Below are 23,696 nucleotides of genomic sequence, written 5' to 3' on the forward strand. Positions count from 1 at the left end.
TATATAGGTATGTTACTAAAGAAAATTACACTTCTATATTACTGTATTCTTCTCATTGCTTTTACTCTATCATTTTCATTTAATATTTTTTTCCTAAGTCTTATTGAATCTGGCGTTACTTCCACAAGTTCATCGTCTTCTATAAATTCAAGTGCTTCTTCAAGTGTAAATACCTTCGGAGAAAGAAGCTTTATTGCATCATCACTACCAGAAGCCCTTGTATTTGTAAGCTTTTTATTTTTACATGGATTAACGGTCATATCCTCTTTTCTACTATTCATACCTATTATCATACCCTCGTATACCTCTGTAGCGGGTTCTACAAACATCAAAGCTCTTTCGCTCAAGTTAAATAGTGAATATGCCATGGTACTGCCCTTTATTTGAGAAATCAATACTCCATTACTCCTTTGTGGAATTTCACCCTTATGGGGCTCATATCTTTCAAAGGATCTCACAAGAGTACCTTCACCCCTCGTATCATTGATAAATTGACTACGATACCCTAATAGGCCTCTAGTAGGAACTAAAAATTCTATTCTAGTATATCCATTTTCTGTTTCCATATATTCCATAAGACCTTTTCTAAGATTTAGCCTTGATATTACTGTTCCCGAATATTCATCGGGTACAGATACTATTACTCTTTCAACGGGCTCATGTAAAATGCCATCTATTTTTCTCATCAATACCTCTGGTTTAGATACAGAAAGCTCATATCCTTCTCTACGCATGTTCTCAAGTAAAATTGATAGATGAAGCTCTCCTCTACCCGAAACCTTGTATCCATCGGAATTTTCTAGTTCCTCAACTCTTAAACCAACATTGACCTCTAATTCTTTCTCAAGCCTTGCTCTAATATGTCTTGTAGTTACATATTTTCCACTTTTACCGCAGAATGGTGAATCATTAACTAAAAAGTTCATTGATAGTGTAGGCTCTTCAATCTCTATCATTTCAAGGGGATCTAACTTATCAACATCACAGATTGTTTCCCCTATGGATAAATCTGCTATCCCTGCTACCACAACTATATCTCCGCTGTAGGCATCACTTTTCTCTACTCTATTCAAGCCCTCATATACAAACATCTTAGATATTTTACCATTTCCTACATTACCGTCCCTTTTATAAATAGCTACCTGCTGACCGGATTTTATCTTACCCTTTGTTATTCTTCCTATTCCAAGTCTTCCTATATAATCGTCATAGCCAAGGGAAGAAATCTGAAGCTGTAAATTTTCATCATCCTTGTCATCATAAGCCTCAACATGATCTAATAACAATTCAAATAAGGGCTTAAGACTGTCACTGTCTTGATCCATTTCTCTTTTTGCTATTCCTTCCTTAGCAATTCCATATACAATAGGAAAATCTAACTGCTCATCATTTGCATCTAGATCAGCAAAAAGGTCAAAGGTCATATCTACAACGGCTTCTGCTCTTTGGTCTTTTTTATCTATTTTATTTATAAATAGAATTGGTTTTAATCCCCTTTCAAGGGCTTTTTTTAGTACAAATCTAGTTTGAGGCATAGGTCCTTCACTAGAATCAACTAAAAGAATAGCAGTATCTACTGTTTTAATAATTCGCTCAACCTCCGATGAAAAATCGGCATGGCCAGGGGTATCAACTATATTTATCTTTACGTCATTATATTCTATAGAACAGTTTTTAGAATAAATAGTGATTCCACGTTCCCTCTCTAGGTCATTGCTATCCATTACACAATCTACTACCTCTTGATTCTCTCTAAATACTCCACTTTGACTAAGCAATGCATCAACCAAGGTAGATTTTCCTGCATCTACATGGGCAATTACTGCAATATTTATTATTTTTTTCTTTTCCATTATAATATCTATCCTTTCAATTTTTTCACTTCTATAATAGTACACTTTATTTTGTTTTTAATCAATCAATATTATGTAAAATACATAAATTGTATAATTATATGAGGAAATTGAATAACTCTTACTTGGCAGAATTGCATAATATATATGGTATAGCTTTAAGAGTTTTAAAACTACATGTAGTAGATGGTTTTTATAGAAAGTAATTATGCAATTTGCTCATATCAATAAAAAATCCATCTATATTATCTAGATGGATTATCTTATTAATTAATATGATGATGTATATAGGACATTTATTCTTTTTGTTTTAGGATTTTGTATTATTTCTGCTTCCACTTCAAAAACTTCTTTCAGCATGGAACTGGTTACAATCTCTCCAGGATATCCTGTATATCTGACCATCCCATCCTTTAGTACAATCAATTTATCACAAAATGTCGCTGCTATATTTATATCATGTATAGCAATAAAGGTGGTTAATTTAAGGCTTTTAATATATTCTATGATATTCAATTGATGCTTAATATCCAAATGATTGGTCGGTTCATCCATAATCAATATATTGGATTGCTGGCATATGGCTCTTGCAATCATCACCCTCTGCTTCTCTCCACCGGATAGACTCAAAAAATTTCTATCGTAATACTCTTCCATTTCTACCCGCCTGAGTGCCTTCAATGCCACTTCTATATCGGAGTGATTATTAGAATCAAAAAGGGATTTATGGGCATATCTTCCCATAAGTATTATATCTATGACTTTAAAATCAAATCCAGTTGCTATATCATCCTGGGACACAACCGCCATCCTTTTAGCTACTTCCTTATTGGTCAGCTCTTGTATCCTTTTATCTTCTATATAGATACATCCACCTGTGGGCTTAAGTACCCTATAAATATTTTTCAGTAATGTTGATTTACCCGATCCATTGGGCCCTATTAAACCAACCATGGTTCCCGATTCAATTTCTAAGCTTATGTCCTTTAATAGCTTCTTATTATCTATATCAAAACATAGCTCCTTAACCTCAAGTGTAATCATCTTCTACCTCCAAAACTATAGCTTCCACGCTTAAGCAGCCATAAAAAGAACGGGGCTCCTATAAGTGAAGTAATAACACCTACGGGCATCTCTTCCGGTGCAAAGATGAGTCTGGCACCAATATCAGCCCAAATAAGAAGTATAGCACCTAGGAAACAGGAGACTGGTATGACCTTTGAATGTTCTGATCCAACAATGGTTCTAGCAGCATGGGGAATTACTAATCCTACAAAACCTATAACTCCTGTAAGGGATACAATAACCCCTGTTAATATAGTGGTGACTAAAAGGAGTATATTACGCATTTTCTTTACACTAATTCCCATGGTAATTGCAATATTATCTCCTAGAAGCATGCCATTTAAGGACTTACTAAGGATTTGAAGAATACAAGCGGATAAAAGAACCACCACAAGGGGAAGCAATAACTGAATCCATTTTATACCGGAAACACTACCTGTCATCCAAAATAACGCAGATTTTACAAGTTGCTCATCCTTGACACTAAATACTAATATATTAGTAAATGATGAAAATATGGCTGAAACTGCCATTCCTGTCAATACTAATTTAGTTGCAGTAAATTCTCCGTTTGTATGGGCGATTGTAAAAACTATACATGAACTTATAATAGCACCAATAAAAGCCCCAATTGGAACTGCATACATACCAAAACCTGACAAGGCACCTATGATTATAGCTGCAACTGCACCGGTAGAAGCACCAGAAGATATCCCCAGTACATAGGGACCTGCTAAAGAGTTCTTTGTCAGTGTCTGCATACATATTCCTGCCACTGAAAGTCCCACACCGGCAATCGCTCCCATTATTACTCTGGGAAATCTAATCTGCCATACTATTGTATCCGTAGAACGCTTCCATATTTGATCAAAGTAATCCCTTTTTAAAATATGATTGGTGAGTATCTTAAAAACATGACTTATATCTATTTTCACTGGTCCAAGTATAATACCACATATAATTGACACCAATAAAAGAAAGCTCAAAGTAATAATTAGAATAGAAAATACGGCTTTGGATTTCACCAAAGCCTCATTTATCATTTTAATATTATTTTTGTCAGCTACCATAACTATATCCTTTATTTAAATGCTTCAGGATGAAGACCCTTAGCTATATCCTCTACAGACTGTGCCACCCTTATTCCAGGGAATACACTTGATAGGGTAACAGTAATAAAATTATCATTCTTAATTGCATTTATATCTTGAAGCATAGGATTAGACTTTAAAAATTCAATCTTTTCCTTAGCTGTAGTTTTTCCATAATCATTAATAACAATATAGTCGGGATTTCTGTCTACAACTGTTTCCCAGTTAACATATGACCATGTTTTATCTATATCATCAAATATATTTTTACCACCAGCTGTTTGAATAATATATGTTTCTAAGCTCTTACCAGCTGTATATGGTTTATCTGTTCCAAAGTCATATACAAATACCTTAACGGGTGTTGAGCCGTTAACCGCTCCCGCTACCTTAGCGATTTTTGCCTTCATATCTTCAACGAATAAAGCAGCTTTATTTTCAATATTGAATATTTTACCTAGGTTATAGAAATCTTCATATACATCATTAAAATCAGCATTATTGGTATAGGATGCCTTTGCAGCATATGGTTTTATTTGATTTTCAATCATATCGTCCATGGTTGCACATTTATAACTACTAGTAAATACACTGCCTCTACCATAAACAAAGTCAGCCTCTGTATCTAATAGCACCTCAAAGCTTGGATATTTTTCAGCTAAGGCAGGAATCTTATCAAACTTCTCCTTATATTGAGGAAGAATTCCCGCATTATTATAGGCTGTTCCTATCATTTTCTCTTCTAATTCTAAAGCAAGCATAACCTCGGTTGTATGTGAATTCATGCTTACAACCTTTTGAGGAATTTTATCAAAGCTTATGTAATGATTATATGTATAAATTGATACGGGCTTAAATGGTGAATTAACTAAAACAACTTGTCTCTTATCATCCCATTTAACCTCACAAGCTAATGCTTCTCCTACAAATTTAGCTGACACCATAGCATTTCCTTCAATTAATTTAGCTGGTACATCTAAAGCAACTTCTTTTCCATCAACTGTAGCTGCTTTTTTGTCTAGTGTAATTGATATTTTCTTTTCTCCCTTTGTTATTTCAGCTGTTTTTGTCTTGTCATCCCATTTCACTTCAGCACCTAAAGCCTCAAAAATTCCTCTCATAGGTACCATGATTCTTTCATTCTCTATGATTGGTAAGGCATCTGTCTTTAAATAAGACCCATCAATCATTACTTTAGCGGCCTCTACACTTTTTTCTGGAGCTGCACTTACAGAGCTAATTGAAAGCCCTAGCAATAATGTTGCAATTAAACAAATGGTAATAAATTTTTTCACTTAAAACTCCTCCTTTAATTTAATCTTATTTTGTAAAGCATAAAAAAGGAGCCGTCTCAAAATATAATTCCTTGAGTTCAGCTCCATATCAGCATAAAAACTAGCAAGTCGGTAAACTATAGAGATTTACTTGGAACTCTCTATAATAAACTAGTAATGTAATAGTTTTCATTTCTTTGGCATCTCAACTTTTCTCGGAAGTATACACCCTAATATTAAGCAGGTCTCCTGACTTGTAGATCATAGCTTTTTCCACGCCTTCTCAGAATTTCTTCCAATGGCATAATGTAGAAAAGCTCCCTACTTACAGTGGCCGGACCGTTTGAGGTTTTCACTCAATTCCCTTTTAATTATATATAAACTTAATATCTACCATATGAAATTATTGTCAAAATTCGTCTAATTCTTTAAATCAAATTATATAATAGTAAATAATATTAGTCAACAGTCCATAAATCCTTAGCTGAGGAAATATTATTACTCTAACTCCACTGGATTTAATATGGAAATATTATCCTTAATTTATACATATACAACTACTAAGTGTTTCTGGCATTTTAGACTTGTATACGTTAAAGCCCATACTAAAATCCCTATATGACATATTTTGTGCAATATAAATTTTTTCATAATTGTAAAAAAATTCATTGATATTTTGGAAATTTCATGTAAAGTTATATATATATGAATAATATTTTTGGGGGTGTATATATGGAAAGAGTAGAAAAGCTTTTAAAAATCATGAAGGAAAAGGAAGTTGATGGATTTTTAGTGTCCTCTGAAGCCAATGTAACCTATTTAAGTGGTTTTACCGGTGACTCTTCTTATCTTGTGGTATCTCCCAAGGGCTGTGCCTTTTTTACAGATGGTAGATATACAGAGCAAGCCGAGAACCAGTGCCATGAAGGAATAGAAGTACTCAAATGGTTAGAGAATAAACGAAACGATGTTAAATCCTATAATCATGCAGTTAAAGCCTTTGGAATAAAAAGACTGGCCTTTGAAGCTACAGAAATACCCTATTCAACATATGAATTACTTAGTAAAGGTTTAAGTGAAGTAGAGCTTGTTCCCCTTAAGGGTATTATAGAAGAGATTAGAATGATAAAGGATAACAAAGAAATAGAATCCCTTAGAACTGCTTGTGAAATCTCCGATAGGGCCCTTGCACTTACCATTCCATATATTAAGCCTGGAGTAACTGAGATGGACATTGTGGCAAGACTTGAATATAATCTTAAATCTAATGGTGCAGAGGGCTTATCCTTTGATACTATGGTTCTATCTGGAGCAAAAACATCTCTGCTCCATGGTCATGCAGATAGTAAGCAAATAGAAAATGGCGATTACATATTATTCGATTTCGGAGCTTTGTATAAGGGATACCATGCGGATATGAGTCGTACCTTTGTACTTGGAAATGCTAGTGACAAGCAGAGAGAGGTATATAAGATCATTCAAAAAGCTCAAATGGAGGGAATAAAGTCCCTACGACCTGGTATATCTGGGCAGGTTCCTGATCAAAGGGTAAGGGAAGTCATCCCACAGGAATATATTGACTACTACTATCCGGGCTTAGGCCACGGAGTAGGATTACAAATTCATGAAAACCCAAATTTATCACATGACTCTACTTTTACACTTGAAAAAAATGTGGTTTTAACGGTGGAACCTGGTATCTATATACCCGGTTGGGGTGGCTTAAGGATTGAAGATACCGTACTGATTACAGAAGATTCCTATGAAATTTTAAATAAGTTTCCAAGGGATTTAACAGTATTATAATGATCTATAAAAAATGAAAGGGCTAAAAGTCCTTTCATTTCAGATTGTTGACAAAGTCAACAAGATGGCAGGCTGCCTAACAATTCGAAGTTCGAGGCGTGCTGAAACCGAGAGGCCGTAGCGTATACAGACATACGTAAGGGTTCTTGGGTGAAGCAACAACGAAGAAATTCGGGTTTTTAGGCAGCCTGAAATGAAGGGGCCAAAAGTCCTTTCATTTTTTTATACCTAGAAAACAATCCAAATCCCTTCATAAACTGACCTATTTCTTTCATTCATATAACCTATACTATGAAAACCCTATATAACTGCCAATTTCAACTAAATTTTAAATTTAACTCAATAATGATTGACAATTTAGTAATAAAAGTATAACATCAAAAAGGTTATACTACTTTATATATGGAATTCAAATATAGATAAACAACATTAAGACTTAAAATATAGATATTCCAGTTAAACAGTTAATTTATACACATCAAAAATCCCTAGAAACATCGGATATTTTGATATGTATAAATTAAGTTTAACTTTGGGAAATCTATATTTCAAAGAAAATAATGAACGTTTCTAAATTTTTTCTTTGAAATGTATTAAACCTTGAAGTTGTTTATCTTTAATAAAATTTAAAATAAAGGAAGATTAAAATGGCGGTAGAAAATTTAAGCTTTATTGATGAGGTTAGAAGAAGAAGAACCTTTGCAATCATTTCCCATCCCGATGCTGGAAAAACCACATTGACAGAAAAGTTTCTCCTATATGGTGGTGCCATTCGTTCAGCTGGTTCAGTTAAATCAAGAAGATCAAATAAACATGCAGTGTCTGACTGGATGGAAATTGAAAAACAAAGGGGTATTTCCGTTACCTCAAGTGTACTTCAGTTTGAATACAACGATTTTTGTATTAATATCCTTGATACACCGGGTCATCAGGACTTCAGTGAAGATACCTACAGAACCCTTATGGCAGCCGATAGTGCTGTGATGGTTATTGACTGCTCCAAGGGTGTTGAAGATCAGACAAGGAAGCTTTTTCATGTCTGTAAAATGAGAGGAATTCCAATTTTCACTTTTATCAACAAGCTAGACCGTGCAGGTAGAGATCCCTTTGATCTATTAGAAGATATTGAGAAGGTATTGGGTATTAGATCTTATCCCATGAATTGGCCAATCCGTTCTGATAATAGCTTCAAAGGAGTTTATAATCGTCAGAAAAAACAAATCGAGCTTTTTGATGATGGTAACCATGGACAATCTATTGCTAAGGCAATAAGAGGCAATGTATCCGATGAAAAATTCAGTGATCTATTGGGTGAAGATATACACCAGGAACTCCTTAGTGAAATCGAGCTTTTAGATATCGCAGGGGATGATTTTGACTTAAATCAAATATTAGCTGGTGAGTTAACCCCTGTATTTTTTGGAAGTGCCCTTACTAACTTTGGTGTAGAACCATTTTTAGAATCCTTTTTAGATATCACTATGCCTCCAAGGCCTCGTACCAGTAATTTAGGTGAAATAAATCCCGAATCCGATAATTTTTCTGGATTTATCTTTAAAATACAAGCGAATATGAATCCTGCCCATAGGGATAGGATAGCGTTTCTAAGGATTTGCTCCGGTAAATTTGAAAAGGGAATGACGGTTAATCATGTTCAGAAAAATAAAAAGGTGCGATTAGCACAGCCACAGCAGTTTTTAGCCCAAGATCGTGTCATAGTAGATGATGCTTACCCTGGTGATATCATTGGAATCCATGATCCTGGTATCTTTAATATTGGAGATACCCTATCTCAAAACCAATCGGATTTAAGGTACGATGGTATACCACAATTTGCCCCTGAGCATTTTGCAAAAATAACTACAAAGAATTCCTTGAAGAGAAAACAATTTTTAAAGGGCATTACTCAGTTAGCTGAAGAAGGTACTATACAGGTATATAAACGCCCTAACATTGGTATTGAGGAATTAATCATTGGCGTAGTTGGAGTACTTCAATTTGAAGTACTAGAATATCGTCTTAAAAATGAATATGGCGTGGATATTCTAAATGAAAAATTACCATATCGATATATTCGCTGGGTTGAAATGGATAATTTTGATCCTAATAAATTCTCTATAACAATGGATACAATGATCGTTGAAAATGAAAAGAAGGAACCTGTACTTTTATTCCAAAATGAATGGTCCGTTAGAAGTGTAGCAGAACGTAATCCAAATGCTATATTAAGAGAAGTTTCTTTATAAATTATTGATAAAGGAGTAAATCAAATGGCAGAAAAGGTGTTAGTTGTTCATAAAGACTTGTTAAAAGAATATTTTAAAGATATATCCTATGGACTGATAGTGGATAATACCGACTTGATATTTGATAAAGCTTTAAAAAATCACTCTTTCTTGGATAGAGATATAGCTGAATATGATTATGATTATAGACAAATTATCCCCTATATCATAGTCAAAAATGAAGATTCCTATTTACTTTTAAAGAGACTAAACAAGCAAACTGAAAAAAGACTTCATGGTAAATACTCCTTGGGTGTGGGTGGACATATAAATCCTGACCCATCGAATAAATATGAAAATGTTATTATGAGTGGTCTTTATAGGGAGCTTAATGAGGAAATATCCATTAAAGAACCCTTTGAGCTGACTTTTGCAGGTGTAATAAATAATCAAACAAGCGATGTAGGTAAGGTTCACGTAGGCTTCCTATATATATTGGAAGCAAGCTCCTTGGATTTTGAAGTCCTAGAGAAGGAGAAAATGACGGGAGAATGGGTAACCCAAGAGGAATTGACTGCATATTATGAATACCTTGAGGGCTGGTCTCAGATTGTTTTTGATAATTATATTAAATAGATTTAAAGGGATTGTAGACAAAGGCTACAATCCCTTTCTATTTTCATACTATTTAGTAATCTTCTCTAATCCACCCATATATGGTCTAAGGGCCTTTGGAATTACTAATGAACCGTCTTCTTGCTGATAGTTTTCAAGTATGGCTGCAAAAGCTCTTCCCACTGCCAAGCCTGAACCATTTAATGTATGGACAAACTGAGCCTTTCCCTTTGGCTCTGGTCTAAATCTAATGTTTGCTCTTCTTGCTTGATAGTCCTCAAAGTTACTACAAGAAGAGATCTCTAGGTATCTATCGTAGCTAGGCATCCACACTTCTATATCATAGGTCATGGCTGCACTAAAACCTAAATCTCCACCACATAGTCTTACGACTCTATAGGGAAGTTCTAATCTTTTCAAAACTTCCTCTGCCGCTGCAACTAAGCTTTCCAATTCCTTGTATGAATCCTCTGGTTTAGCAAATTTAACTAATTCCACCTTGTTAAATTGATGCTGACGTATAAGTCCCCTTGTATCTCTACCGGCAGACCCTGCTTCTTTTCTAAAGCATGGTGTATAAGCCGTATGATAGATAGGAAGTCTGTCTACATCTAATATTTCATTCATATATAGATTGGTTACGGGAACCTCTGCTGTAGGTATTAAGAAAAAGTCCTTACTTGGTAAATGGAACATATCATCTTCAAATTTAGGAAGCTGACCAGTTCCTGTCATACTATCTCTATTTACCATAAATGGCGGCAATACTTCTTCAAATCCATGGTTTTCTGTATGAAGGTCCAGCATAAAGTTAATAAGTGCCCTTTCTAGCCTTGCTCCTAATCCCTTATATACTGTAAATCTTGACCCAGTAATCTTTGATGCCCTTTCAAAGTCAAGTATTCCTAGGTCAGAACCTATATCCCAATGTGCTTTTTTATCAAAATCAAATTTTGATGGTTCTCCATGGGTTCTAACTAATTCATTATCATCATCACTATTACCCATAGGTGTATCATAACGTGGTGTGTTTGGTATACCAAGTAGTGTTTGTTTAATTTCATCATCTACATCCTTTAGTTTACCATCTAGCTCCTTTATTTTTCCTGAAAGCTCCTTCATTTCATTTAATATCTCTGATGCATCCTTGCCTTCCTTTTTTAGTTTAGGTATTTCCTTAGAAACGGTTTTTTGTCTATTTTTCATTTGCTCAACTTCTGCTATTATCCCTCTTCTGTCTTCATCAAGCTTTATTATTTGTCCTAGTCCAAAATCACCCTTTGTTCTCTTCTCAACAAGCTCTTTTACCTCGTCAAAATCACTTCTAATTCTTTTAATATCTAACATTTTTAAAACCTCCTTCTTGTCTTATAGGTATTCCTTACAAAAAAATTAAAAACCCCTCATCCCTTATATAGGGACGAGAGGTATATTCCCGCGTTGCCACCCTGATTGACTAAAATAGTCCAGCTCTTAGCATATTAACGGTTGCTAACCGATTAAGCCTAATATGGATAAAAAACACTGAAATTTATTAATCTTTAAAGTTGTTTTATCTTTATAGATATTCCAGTTAAACAGTTAATTTATACACATCAAAAATCCCTAGAAACATCGGATATTTTTATATATATAAATTAAGTTTAACTTTGGGAAATCTATATATATTCAGCTTAGTAACTCCAGGACGGATTCAATAGATAGTTATATCGACTTTCACCCACCGCCGACTCTCTAAAAAAACTATTCTATTTACTATTTCCCTTCATAGTCTTTTATATATTATTAATAATATAGTTTTCGTAATTTTAGCATAATTAATCATATTTTTCAAGGGAAATATATAAAAATTTTCAAAAATTTTTTGTGTTTTTTATTGCCCCCTCCATAATATCCGTATACATTTTTATTTCTAGGCTATACTTAAAATATAAATAGATAATCCAGATTATCCATAGAAATTTTAAGATATTTATAATCCGGTATAATAAAGGAGTCGATGATATGAACAGCTTTGACAAAATTGATATTTATGCAAAAATCGGAGATTTAAAGGATATAGATTATAGGAATACCCTAGCCATAGCAACTCTTATTGAACTTTTAGTTGAAAAAGGAATAATAACTAGACAAGAATTTTATCGTAAATCCTATGTTCTTGATAACATGTCCACGGCTGAACTGAAAGATCTAAGGTCATTGAATAGATGAGGAAATTGCATAATTTTTACTTGGCTAAACCTAATATGCGAATATCATCCTTAATTTGATTACTTAGGATATAAACATATTTGATGGTACAGCCTTAAGGATTTTAAAACTATATGTGGTAGATAGTTTTTGTAGAAAGTAATTATGCAATTTGCTCAGATAAAAAATAAAACCCTGATAAAATCAGGATTCCATATAACTTATATTGTTCTTTTTAGTTTGTTAAATATTTTCTTTTCTATAGCATCAATTTCTTTTTTCATTTTTCTAGGAGGAATATCAAACTTTTTTGATAAGTCCTTTATTTTTATTGGTCCTTTTTCATCTAAACCAAATCTGAGTCTAATTATCTCTTCTTCTCTTTCATCTATGTCTGAGCTTTTATTTATTATTTCGTTAATTTTTTCTTTGATAGCCTCCAAGGCTTCTGGAGTAATACCTTCCATAACTCTTCTCCTCTTAGTTTACTTTGTAATGTCAGTTTTCAATGCATTATTAAATTTATTAAAATAATTAAAGGTTCCTATTACACAGGCTATTTCTATTATTTGTCCATCATCAAAATATTTTTTCATATCGTTGTACAATTCATCTGAAATATTATTTGAATCCGTGGTCATTACCTCTGCAAATTCTAAGGCAATAAGCTCTTTTTCTGTAAACAGCTCAGGATTTTTTAGCTTGTTTGCCATTTCTTCTATAGTATCGTCCGATACCCCTGCCCCTTTTGCAATGGCAGTATGGGATGAAAGTCAGTAACCACATTCGTTCATTTGAGAAACTCTAACAGCAATCATTTCCTTCAGCTTAAAATCTACAGTTCCAGTTTTTAACACTGCCATAAAATGATCAAATGCAGTTTTTAAAAGCTTGGGTCTATATGCAAGTGTTCTAAACATATTTGGAATATTTCCTCTGTCCCTTAAGAAGTCTTCAAAAATTTCCTTCGCTTCATTATCCACTTCATTAGGCTCTAAAGGTTTTATCCTTGCCATTATTTCACCTCCCAAAGTATCTTCACTTGGCATTTTTTTAAGAAAAAACACCTCTGATTTATGGACTTTATGTACTGGATTTTTAGTAACATATACTTATCTTAATCTACCGTACCTCTTTGACGTAGTCTTCATAATATGGGATTGAATAAGATAAGAAGACAAATTATGCTCCCTCACTTTTTTTATGAAGAATAATGATTTAATAAATGATAATATTTTTTTCATGGTACGCACCTTTCTATATATATTATTATGATTAGTACAATGAATATTATCTGAGAAAATGTAATTTTTTAGATTTACAACTCTAGCTTTTTCAAACTAAAGGAAAGCAGTTGTTTTGAGAGATCTAGTATCCCTTGATCATCCTTAGAATTATATATATCAAGTACAATCTCTTCCTCCACAGTATCCTTCAATAGCTCCTTTTGTTTCAATACATTTCTAAGATGTCTAGCAGTTCCTTCATTTCCATCAATTATGTTAATATTGTCTCCAACAAATTTCTTTATATCATCCTTTAAAAATACATAGTGGGTACAACCTAAAACAATTGAAGAAACTTCATCTATTTTTATACCATTAAAGCATTCTTTTATACTGACCTCAACCTCTTCATTTTGTAAGCTACCCTTTTCAATAAGCTCCACAAGCTTTGGACATGGGAGCTTAACAATAGCTCTTTCCTGACCATATTTGTTCATCAAAGCCTTAAATTTCTCTTCTTTTAATGTCATAGAGGTAGCCATAACAACTATCTTACCCTTGGACTGCAATGTAACTGCGGGCTTTAAAGCTGGCTCCATTCCTATAACAGGTATACTATATTTTTCTCTAAGCTCCTTTATCGCAGCACTAGTTGCAGTGTTACACGCCACAACAATAGCCTTTACTCCTTTATCAATAAAGAAATCACATATGTCTATACAAAACTTTTTTACTTCTTCAGGAGTCTTGATACCGTAGGGAGCATTTCCTGAGTCGCCGTAGTATATATACTTCTCATTTGGCAAATATCTAATAATATCTGCCAAGACACTTATACCACCCATACCGGAATCAAATATCCCTATAGCAAGATCCTTGCCATCTCTCATTTTTAAACACCACCGATTTAAAATAATCTGCCTATTAATTATTATCTATTATATCACATCTCAAATTACAAAAGTCATAAATTATAATTTGAGGGCTGACTCAAAGGACAACCCATGAGTTCAGCCCCAAGGTATTTGACAACAAATGAAGTTGATTTTTGACTGGAATCCCTATAAAATACCATCCTTCTTCACTTTAATATTCTGTACCTTGAACATCCTTAAGTTCATTTAACCTATTAAGTATAGCCTTTAGCTCCTCTATAAGTCTTCCATATTCAGCCCAATCACCTTGTCTTTGTGCCTCAGTGGATCTTTCAAATACATCGTTGGCCCTTATTATCAATTCATTTACATCCGTAGTATCATCATCGGGTATAATTGGTCGTGTAGGCTCAGTAGGCTTAGGTATATCTGGTTTTGGCTTTTCCTCTTCCTTCCCAAATATCTTTTCTAAAGCCGCTTCCAAGGTTGGTTCCATAACTATTTTTTCTCCATATGCTACTATAACTCTTTTAACCTCTGGTAGACTATCCTTAGCATCTGCTTGCAAATATATAGGTTCAACATAAAGCAGTGAATTTTCTATAGGTATTGTAAGTAAATTTCCTCTAATAACGCTGGAACCCTGCTGATTCCAAAATGTAAATTCTTTAGATATCGTAGGTTCAGAGTCAATTCTATTTTCTATTTGCATAGGTCCATAAACATTCTTACTTTTTGGAAGCTTATATACTATCAATTTACCATAGTGTTCTCCATCATTTCTACCTATTAGAAGAGCTGTCATATTTGGTTTTTCCTTAGGTGTATAGGGAATAGATAATATAAACTCTTCTTTTTCCTCATCTGGAAGCTTCATCATAAGGTAATTTGACTCTATAAGTTGATTTTCATTCTGATATTTTTCATTCGCTATATACCATTCATCCTCTTGATTATAGAAAACCCTTGGATCTTCCATATGATATATTCTATATACATCAGACTGTATATCAAATAGCATTTGTGGATACCTTATATGGGATTTAAGTCCAGCTGGCATATTGTCCATAGAAGTAAAAAGCTGTGGGAATATTTTAGAATAAGTTTTTACTATTGGATCATTTTCATCAGCTAAATAATAGGTCGTATCTCCATTATATGCATCAATAACAACCTTAACAGAGTTTCTAATATAATTCATTTTTGAATCGGAAATTGGTTCTGAATATGGATAGTTACTGCTCACTGTATAACCATCAATAATCCAGTAAAGCTTTCCTTCATCCATTACTATATATGGATCAGAATCATATTCTATATAGGGCATTATTTTTCTGACTCTATCATGAATATTTCTATTTAAGACTATCTTACTTTCTGAATCAATATTACCGGATAGAAGCATCTTTAAACTTCCTTGCTTGTAAGCATATAAAAGCTTATTTATACCACTCAATTTAATTCCTGCATTTCCTCCATAAGTACTTTCCACATTGGAGTTTCCCTTTGGATAATCAAACTCCTTTTCCTTTGTATTCACTATGATATAATCGTTAGTCAATTCACCAAAGTAAATTTCCGGTCTTTCCACCTCGAATCCCTCAGTTCCCGTGGTGGGAGGTATATTTTTTATAAGCATTTCTGGAAGTCCTTCAGATGTTATTTTATTTACAGGGGACATTACTATACCGTATCCATGGGTATATATCAAATGCTTATTAATAAATGTTTGTCTTTCTTCTTTTATCTCTCCTTGGTCAAGCTCTCTTGGTGATAAAAATACCTGTCTGTATTTTCCATCTATATAATACCTATCTACATCGACATTATTAAATTTATAATAGTGTCTTATACCTTGTTTCTGGTTATAGACTAACTTAGTAGGTCTATAGTCGTTTATCCTTATATTTGTTATGGTCTCTTCATTTTTATTTAAATCCTCAAGTGTCAAAGCCCTTTCTGCCTGAAAATCCTTCTCTTCTACATTTTCAAGTCCATAGGCCTTCTGAGTATACTTAATATTATACTCAATAAATTCTCTTTCCTTAGATATTTCATCGGGAGATACAACATAGTTTTGTACTCCTAGTGCTATTAGGTTGCCTACTATGCTTATTATTATCATAATAACGGGGCCCGTTATGGCAAGTCTTAATTTTTTTCTTTTAACCCCAATAGCTAAAAGCAGGGCTGAAATAAAGGCTATGATCATAATAGCTCTAAATTTAAAAAGCGTGATCTTTATATCGGTATAGCTTGCACCATACACTACACCCCTTAAGGAATAAAGAAGATCATAGGACCTTAGATAATATCCTAAACCTAATACTAGAAAGAACACCACTCCTAGGATTACTAATTGCCTTAATGCAATTTCAAATATCTTTTTACCATTGTCTAGATTAAGTTGTCTGGGACCAAATTCCTCTCCAGAATTCACCTCAATAAGAGTAGGTCTTCTAAGCATCATCATTATTACATAGAATATCACAGTAACAATAGCTAACAACACTATAAAGCTTATCAGCATATAGTATATTTTTGTGAATACAGGATATTTAAATATGTAAAAGGATACATCCTTATTGAATATTGGTTCAGATATTTTGAAGTCAGTTGAGTTGAAAAATCTTAAAATATCGAACCAAAGATTACTGGCCAAAGTAGTACTTGCTATAAAGGAAATGAACGCCCCCCCAACTAAAGCTATTTGATTCACTCTCTTTTCAGATATACCGCTATGTACCACATTCACTTTCTTATAATAATCCTTCTTTATAGATAATAAATAAAGGTAAATAAGGATTGTTAATATAATAAATACAGGAATCCCTATTTTAAGCTGTGTCATTAGTTTTGTTAAAAATACTTTTTCAAATCCAAGCTCCCCGAACCACTTGTACTCTGTAATAAAGTTTATTATGGCATTAAAGGAAGTAGATATCATGATAAAAAGTACTACTACTATACCGATGATAAATCTACGTGCATTTGCCAAATAAATCACCACCCTCTCAAATTTACTACTTATATACTGATTTTACTTAATGCAACCATTAGTATTATTATATATACCCACATGGGTCTATTGTCAAATTTTAAATTTCCTTCAGCTCATTTTTTATAAATTCTACTATCTCCTTTAAGTACTCCTCGGAAAAGTCGAACTTAATACCTGCAGCAGCATATATTTCCCTAACGGATTTAGAGTATCCAAGCTCCAAGAAATTTTCATATTCTTTAATGGCTTTAGCTCCATTTTCATTATAGTTTTTATATATGGCTATGGCACCAAGCTGGGATATAGCATATTCAATATAGTAAAAAGGGACTTCAAAGATATGCAGCTGCCTTAGCCATCTTGCTCCCTTTTCTGCATCAAAGCCCGACCAATCTACTGAGATATTAAATCTATCCATAAGTGTTTTAAAGTATTCGGTTCTCTCTTCTACAGTATGATTAGGGTTTGTATATATCCACTGTTGGAATGCGTCTACAATCATGGCCCAAGGTAAAAACTGTATAGTTCCTTCAAGCTGCTCCCTTTTAGCTTTTTTCAAATCCTCTTCGTCTTCATAGTATTCATCAAGATATTCTAGGGTAAGCAGCTCCATTGCCATGGAAGCAAGCTCTGCAAGTTCACTAGGTGTATCTTTATATTGACTTATTTTTTCATTTGCCTTAGCAAAGGAATGAATTGCATGGCCTGACTCATGGAGTAAGGTTTTAACATCGGAGTTGAGTCCTACTGAATTCATAAAAATGAAAGCTGCTCCATGTTCCGCAAGGGGAAAATTATAACCCCCCGGTGCTTTACCCTTCCTATTTTCTAAATCAAGGAATTTACTATCCTTCATCATTTCTAACTTTTTACCAAACTGTGGCTTAACCCTATTTAAAATTCTTATGGCTTTATCTACAAATTCCTCTATATCATCAAAGGGCTTTAATACTTTACCATCTATATCCACTTCAGTATCCCACGGCCTTAAATTTTGGATCTTAAGTTTTTGCTTTCTTTCTTCACTCAGCTCTTTAAGATAGGGTATTACAATTTTTTCTACGGATTTATGAAATCTAAATATATCCTCGGGTGTATAATCAAATCTTCCCTTTGCCCTATGCATATAATCTCTATAATTATCGAAGCCCGCATTTTTAGCAATCTGTATTCTTATCTCCTTTAATTCATCAAACAACTTATTTAATTCATCACTTTTCTCAAGCATTTTTTCAGAAATCAATTTCCATGCTTGCTCCCTTTTATCTCTATTGGGATCTTTTAAATATTTTCTCATTTGTTTTAAAGTTTTATCTTCTCCATCAAACTCTATTGTGATTTTTGATATGATTTCTCCATATTTATTTCCAAGCTCGTTTTCCTTTACCATAAGTGGCACATTCTCTTCCCTAAAAATTTCTATATCCTTTGATATTATCCTTATGAAGTGCCCATATTTTTCCTTACACAGCTCTGATTTATATGGACTTTCATAAATCTTCTTTTTAAATCTAAAGTCGTAGGGCTGACTTTTAGATATAACCTGGGAAAAAAATTCATTAAATGCTTTGGAATACTGAGGGTCATCAGCATTACATGTCATCTTAATATACTTCCATGCATAGGTCTCTTCAATTATATATGTAAGCTCACTATACTTTTCTATCAGTATTTGTAGATCCTCTTTAGAAGTTATTTCTTGACTCTCTATTTCTTTTAATTCCTTCTCAACATATTCCCATTTATCTGCTGTAAAATCATTATCAAAATACAATCTTTTTTTCTTTGTAATAACCCTATCTGTTATCATTATTTAATCTCCTTCTTATATTATATCTTACTTTTCTCAACTATTTTCTTAAGCTTGTCTATATTTTCAACAAAAAATTTATTATCTGTCTTTCCCCTCTTCACACACCATCCGATGCCTGTAAATGTATTGAACAACACATAAAATGGCAAGGTTTTTTCAATCTGTGGTATCTTCCTTATTGTGCTATATCCCCTTAAAAATTCTTCTCTAGTATTAGGATATATATCCCAAACGAAAAGCTTCATTTTTGAGAAGTCTATATCGGCTGAGCCTATTCTTGTAGTTTCAAAATCCAAAAGCCCCGTGATTTTTGAATCCTTTATGAGTATATTTCCAGGTCTATAATCCATATGAACTATAGATGGATAATCGGGCTTAGGTAAATCATCATAATAAAAATCAAATAATGTAATACATTTATTAAGCAGCTCTACATCTAAAATATATTTGCAATCCTTTGCACAATTTTTGAACCATCGTCTAATAAGCTGCCACCATTCATTTTTTTCTGTATATATTAATGGGTATGCACTTCCAAGCATATCTCTTTCTATGGTAATATTGTGAAGCCTCGCTAAAAGCTCACCCATCTGATAGGCTATAGTATCATTTATATTATATATAATGGGTTTTCCCTCAATATAGGATAAAAGTAAAGCTCCCGGTATCTCATCATTTCCTTCCCAAAAATCCAATACTTTAGGCGTAGGAAGTTTTCCTTGCAGGAGTTGAAGCATTTTATATTCCTTAATCAATTTATCCTTATTATATGGTATCTTTAGTATAACCTTTTTATCATTCTCTAAAACCAAACTGCATACCTTAGAGCTATAGGATTCTGGAACTGTATCCAAATCCTTAACCCTTAATTTCATTATTTGTATTACCCGCTTAAAAACTTTCTCCACTTTTTCTTCTCTCCTTCAACGGATTATCAGAAACTCACCTATAAATGTATTCAATAGAGGTTAAGAAAAAATTTTTTAGTAAGCTTAGCCTTAAAAGGGTACATCAGTGCAATTTCAATAGGGCTTGCCATATTAATTATTTTTTTCATTACCCATATATTTCTATACTAAATAGAAAAAACCTTCAAAAAAATCAAAATGTAGAGTTTCTATATAAAGCAAACTGTATAACTCTTACTTGGCACAATTGCATATGGGAATATCATCCTTGATTTAATTGCTTAAGATATAAGCATATTTGATGGTATATCTTTTAGGATTTTAAAACTACATGCAGTAGATGGTTTTTATAGAAAGTAATTATGCAATTTGCTCTATAGTTAGAAAGATAGGGAATTATTCCCCTATCTTTTACTTTTAAACTATCTTTTCAAAACTTATTTTTTAACATTCTCTAAATAATATGTAAAAAAACTTTAAACAGTTATTTATATTTTCTATTGATAGATTTTCATTTGTACCATGTATCTTACTCATTTCATCATTATGAATCTTAAATGGAGTAAATCTATATATATTTTTACAAACTGGCTCATATTTTCTAGCATCGGTCCCTGCCATGACTAAATAGGGTGCAACTATGACGTCCTTATATAAATACTTTGTTATGGCTTCAATATTTTTAAAGCCTTGGGAATTGGAATCAGATATCATAGATGGTTCCTCTAACCTCAACACATCCACCTCTATAGGAATATCCTTATTTACCCTTTTTATATGCTTTAACAAATCTTTGCCGTTCTCTTCAGGCCTAATTCTAAAATTAAATATGGCAAAGGACCTTTGGGGTAATACATTTGGTTCCATGCTTGCCTCAGCCATTGTAGCAGCTGTAGTGGTTCTAAGCATTGCATTTCCTGTTTTTGTTTTTGAAAAAATCCTCAGGAATATATTCTTAAACAACCATAGGTTTGATAAAATCAATTTATTTGTAAAACCCATTTCTGGACCAATTTTCAATAAAAATTCTTTAACGGGCTTGGTGAGCTTTAAGGGACACTGATTCTCTTCCAAATTATTTATAGCCTTAGCCACCTTTCCTAAAGCAGTATGTTTAGGGGGCATTGACCCATGGCCGCCATCATCTGAGACACTGACCTTTATATTTGCATATCCTTTTTCTCCTATCCCAATTAAAGCTATGGGTTTAGATACTTCCTTTATGGTCTCCTCTGTAACACAGCCCCCTTCATCTACTAAATATTCAAATTCTATATTATTTTCTATAAAATATTCTACTATTTTAGCTGCACCCTTCCTTCCACCTACTTCTTCGTCATGACCAAAGGCAAAGTATATATCTCTATTGGGAACATAGTCTTCCTCAAGAAGTCTTTCAGCCGCCTCCAATGACGCTATCATGTGTTCCTTAGTATCGATAGTTCCCCTTCCCCATACATATCCATCGGCTATATCTCCGCTGAAGGGTTCATGATCCCAGTCCCCTTCAGTTCCTACTTCAATAGGTACGACGTCCATATGGGCAGTTATCAATATTGGTTTTCTATCAGTATTTTTTCCCCTCCAATGATATACTAAACTATAATCATTAACTATATTTTTATCTAAATTTGAATGTACACGGGGAAATAACTTCTCTAATAATTCATGGTATCTTACAAATTCATTCCAATCTGTCTTTGAATAATCGCTATTAGATATGGTCTTAACTTTAACTGCTTCTGACAGTTTCTTATGTACCTCAAGCTCAGTAAAATCTACACCGTCATAATTTAATTCTTTTAAATTGTCATTATCATTGTTTTTGAAACTAATAGTCCTAAATATAATAATAGCTAAAAACAGTATAATTATTATTAATAAACACACATTATCCCCTCCCTACAAGTTATTTATTAAGCCTTTTCACTTTAATGATGACTATACGTAACTAGAAACACTATACCAGAAAGATATATTAAAGAATAAAGAACGACTTACAAGAATTTTGTGAGAAAATCTATTGAGGAAATTGCATAACTCTTACTTGGCACAATTGCATATGCGAATATCATCCTTAATTTAATTACTTAAGATATAAGCATATTTGATGGTATAGATTTAAGGATTTTAAAACTACATATAGTAGATGGTTTTTATAGAAAGTAATTATGCAATTTGCTCTATTGAGAGATTTTTTAGAAAGATCGAAATTTGATTTTCTCAAAATTCTTGTCGGAATGATGTTTCTTTAATATAGCTTTCGATGCATACATCAATCAATATCCTTAACAAACCCTTTTTTATACATTATCCTAGCTGAAATTACAGATATTACGCCCATAATAGGTATCAATACACCTTCAACTCCCGATGGAAGATTGAAGATTAAATAAATCAGTATAACAATTATTATAGGTACTATGGCCAATTTCCATTGCTTTTGAATCCAGTAGACTCCTAAAGCACCAAATAATGCAGGTAGAATATTATCAAAGGCAGGTTTTAATTCAGGTGAATTTAACAAGGGTCTGAGTGGTACTACTAATAGCATACCTATAAATACTATAATTATCGTTACAATGGAAGAAACCGCCACTGCTATTGCCGCAATAACTTCTCCTTCATCGGATTGAGGCTTCACATCTGCATTATCCATTGCCATTAAAGCACAGGGTATTTTAAGATTTGTTAAATTTCCCGTAACAAATACTAAATAGGATGCATTACTTCCTAACATAGGTGTATATGTAGCAAATTCTGCTATACATATAGGTATATATATTATACAAACCATTGCTGTACCCTTTAACAAGCCTGCTATAGGTGGAAAAATATTAAAGTATATACATACCGAAGCAGGGGCTAAAACAATTAGAAAAAGTACAATACTTCCCGATATTCTTCCCATTCTATGGATTTTATCATTATAATTAATTATCTTTTCCACCGATTTAACCTCCTATATACTATATAATTCTTGTAAATAAAATAGCTAAAGTCATTCCACCTACCATACTGATGGCCAGAGAAAAGTTATTTATCCATTCTTTTTTTATCCTTTTACCTATATATGTTATAAACCACATAATAATACCACTACTTACTAATACCAAAAGGGATACTCCTCCCTTTACTATTGGTGATCCTAAGAAAACCGATAGCATTCCGAAGAATAATGAATTAATAAGTATGGTCATCCATTTAGAATCCTTATTTTTTATACTTTTCATCTTAGACTCATATTTTCTCAAGAAAAAAATACACATCAGAAGTCCCCATATTATTCCTATGGACATTACCCACATAGAATTTATAAATACCTCAGAGGTATATCCCTCTGCCCCCAGTCTTTCTATTCCCATACTTTTAGCTCCAATATCGGCAGAAATAAGCTCATAGGGTGCAGATCCAATAATGGATAGTCTTAGCCACGAAAAGGGTATTCCCAAAATGGGTATTATAGCTATTAAAGAAATAACTATTGGAATTGAAGGAACTATAGAAAATATGGCACTGGATTTTACAGTATTCATCATCTTATGCCTAGATATGCCTATTTCTTTCCCCCTCCTCCATGCGACTATCAGAAATATTATTGATTGAATCAAGACAAATGAGATCAATAATATTGCTAATATAAAAACTATGCTGCTATTAGCTAACTTCAAATAATCTTCCATATCTATCCCCCTACCTAGTATCAAAAATAAAGACAGCTTTATTTTACAATTTAATTTTATCATTCTAAGAT

General features: G+C 33.1%; 19 protein-coding genes and 1 riboswitch. Of the genes, 4 read left to right on the forward strand and 15 right to left on the reverse strand.

The features are described from left to right. Positions 1-38 precede the first annotated feature (38 nt). From typA to N4A68_03070, 4 genes are all read right to left on the reverse strand, one after another. Complete coding sequence (gene typA / locus N4A68_03055) at positions 39-1,856, reverse strand: translational GTPase TypA (protein MCT4563293.1); 1,818 nt, start codon at positions 1,854-1,856, stop codon at positions 39-41. A 267-nt stretch (positions 1,857-2,123) separates the two neighbouring features. After that, a complete protein-coding gene (locus N4A68_03060) occupies positions 2,124-2,897 on the reverse strand; it encodes an ABC transporter ATP-binding protein (GenBank protein MCT4563294.1) in 774 nt (257 codons plus the stop codon). After that, positions 2,894-3,988 carry an iron ABC transporter permease gene (locus tag N4A68_03065; protein MCT4563295.1) on the reverse strand — a complete coding sequence of 365 codons (1,095 nt, stop codon included), beginning with the start codon at positions 3,986-3,988 and terminating at the stop codon, positions 2,894-2,896. Before N4A68_03065 ends, N4A68_03060 begins: the two co-directional genes overlap by 4 nt. A gap of 11 nt (positions 3,989-3,999) precedes the next feature. Next, positions 4,000-5,304, reverse strand: coding sequence for an ABC transporter substrate-binding protein (locus N4A68_03070; GenBank protein ID MCT4563296.1), 1,305 nt, complete (start codon positions 5,302-5,304; stop codon positions 4,000-4,002). Positions 5,305-5,504: 200 nt separating this feature from the next. Next, positions 5,505-5,685: riboswitch (cobalamin riboswitch) on the reverse strand. Positions 5,686-6,015: 330 nt separating this feature from the next. Here N4A68_03070 and N4A68_03075 point away from each other — a divergent pair. From N4A68_03075 to N4A68_03085, 3 genes are all read left to right on the forward strand, one after another. Then, entirely contained in the window at positions 6,016-7,089 is a 1,074-nt protein-coding gene (locus N4A68_03075) for a Xaa-Pro peptidase family protein (protein MCT4563297.1), read from the forward strand. A 647-nt stretch (positions 7,090-7,736) separates the two neighbouring features. Next, positions 7,737-9,335 (forward strand): peptide chain release factor 3, encoded by a 1,599-nt coding sequence (locus tag N4A68_03080; protein MCT4563298.1) that lies wholly within the window; start codon positions 7,737-7,739, stop codon positions 9,333-9,335. 24 nt (positions 9,336-9,359) lie between these two features. Next, positions 9,360-9,950: an NUDIX domain-containing protein gene (locus N4A68_03085; GenBank protein MCT4563299.1), complete on the forward strand. Its 591-nt coding sequence runs from the start codon at positions 9,360-9,362 to the stop codon at positions 9,948-9,950. Between the two features lie 48 nt (positions 9,951-9,998). Here N4A68_03085 and serS read toward each other — a convergent pair whose 3' ends face one another. Continuing rightward, positions 9,999-11,276, reverse strand: a complete 1,278-nt coding sequence (gene serS / locus N4A68_03090) for a serine--tRNA ligase (GenBank protein MCT4563300.1) — start codon at positions 11,274-11,276, stop codon at positions 9,999-10,001. Between the two features lie 657 nt (positions 11,277-11,933). Between serS and N4A68_03095 the strand changes: the two genes are divergently transcribed. Then, entirely contained in the window at positions 11,934-12,140 is a 207-nt protein-coding gene (locus N4A68_03095) for a hypothetical protein (GenBank protein MCT4563301.1), read from the forward strand. Between the two features lie 200 nt (positions 12,141-12,340). Here N4A68_03095 and N4A68_03100 read toward each other — a convergent pair whose 3' ends face one another. The 10 genes from N4A68_03100 to N4A68_03145 form a co-directional block, all read right to left on the reverse strand. Continuing rightward, on the reverse strand, positions 12,341-12,586 hold the full coding sequence (locus N4A68_03100; GenBank protein ID MCT4563302.1) for a hypothetical protein: 246 nt from the start codon (positions 12,584-12,586) through the stop codon (positions 12,341-12,343). Between the two features lie 18 nt (positions 12,587-12,604). Then, positions 12,605-12,832: a hypothetical protein gene (locus N4A68_03105; protein ID MCT4563303.1), complete on the reverse strand. Its 228-nt coding sequence runs from the start codon at positions 12,830-12,832 to the stop codon at positions 12,605-12,607. A 60-nt stretch (positions 12,833-12,892) separates the two neighbouring features. Further along, positions 12,893-13,135 (reverse strand): carboxymuconolactone decarboxylase family protein, encoded by a 243-nt coding sequence (locus N4A68_03110; protein ID MCT4563304.1) that lies wholly within the window; start codon positions 13,133-13,135, stop codon positions 12,893-12,895. Positions 13,136-13,437: 302 nt separating this feature from the next. Further along, positions 13,438-14,235: a glutamate racemase gene (gene murI, locus N4A68_03115; GenBank protein MCT4563305.1), complete on the reverse strand. Its 798-nt coding sequence runs from the start codon at positions 14,233-14,235 to the stop codon at positions 13,438-13,440. 196 nt (positions 14,236-14,431) lie between these two features. Beyond that, on the reverse strand, positions 14,432-17,218 hold the full coding sequence (locus tag N4A68_03120; GenBank protein ID MCT4563306.1) for a UPF0182 family protein: 2,787 nt from the start codon (positions 17,216-17,218) through the stop codon (positions 14,432-14,434). Positions 17,219-17,318: 100 nt separating this feature from the next. Continuing rightward, a complete protein-coding gene (locus N4A68_03125; protein ID MCT4563307.1) occupies positions 17,319-19,031 on the reverse strand; it encodes a M3 family oligoendopeptidase in 1,713 nt (570 codons plus the stop codon). A gap of 20 nt (positions 19,032-19,051) precedes the next feature. After that, positions 19,052-19,942, reverse strand: coding sequence for an aminoglycoside phosphotransferase family protein (locus N4A68_03130; protein MCT4563308.1), 891 nt, complete (start codon positions 19,940-19,942; stop codon positions 19,052-19,054). A 444-nt stretch (positions 19,943-20,386) separates the two neighbouring features. Continuing rightward, a complete protein-coding gene (locus N4A68_03135; protein ID MCT4563309.1) occupies positions 20,387-21,832 on the reverse strand; it encodes a M20/M25/M40 family metallo-hydrolase in 1,446 nt (481 codons plus the stop codon). A 385-nt stretch (positions 21,833-22,217) separates the two neighbouring features. Continuing rightward, positions 22,218-22,892 (reverse strand): hypothetical protein, encoded by a 675-nt coding sequence (locus N4A68_03140; protein ID MCT4563310.1) that lies wholly within the window; start codon positions 22,890-22,892, stop codon positions 22,218-22,220. A gap of 19 nt (positions 22,893-22,911) precedes the next feature. Further along, positions 22,912-23,625 carry a DUF5058 family protein gene (locus N4A68_03145; protein ID MCT4563311.1) on the reverse strand — a complete coding sequence of 238 codons (714 nt, stop codon included), beginning with the start codon at positions 23,623-23,625 and terminating at the stop codon, positions 22,912-22,914. Positions 23,626-23,696 lie beyond the last annotated feature (71 nt).

The sequence above is a fragment of the Maledivibacter sp. genome (genome assembly GCA_025210375.1).
GTDB lineage: Bacteria > Bacillota > Clostridia > Peptostreptococcales > Caminicellaceae > JAOASB01.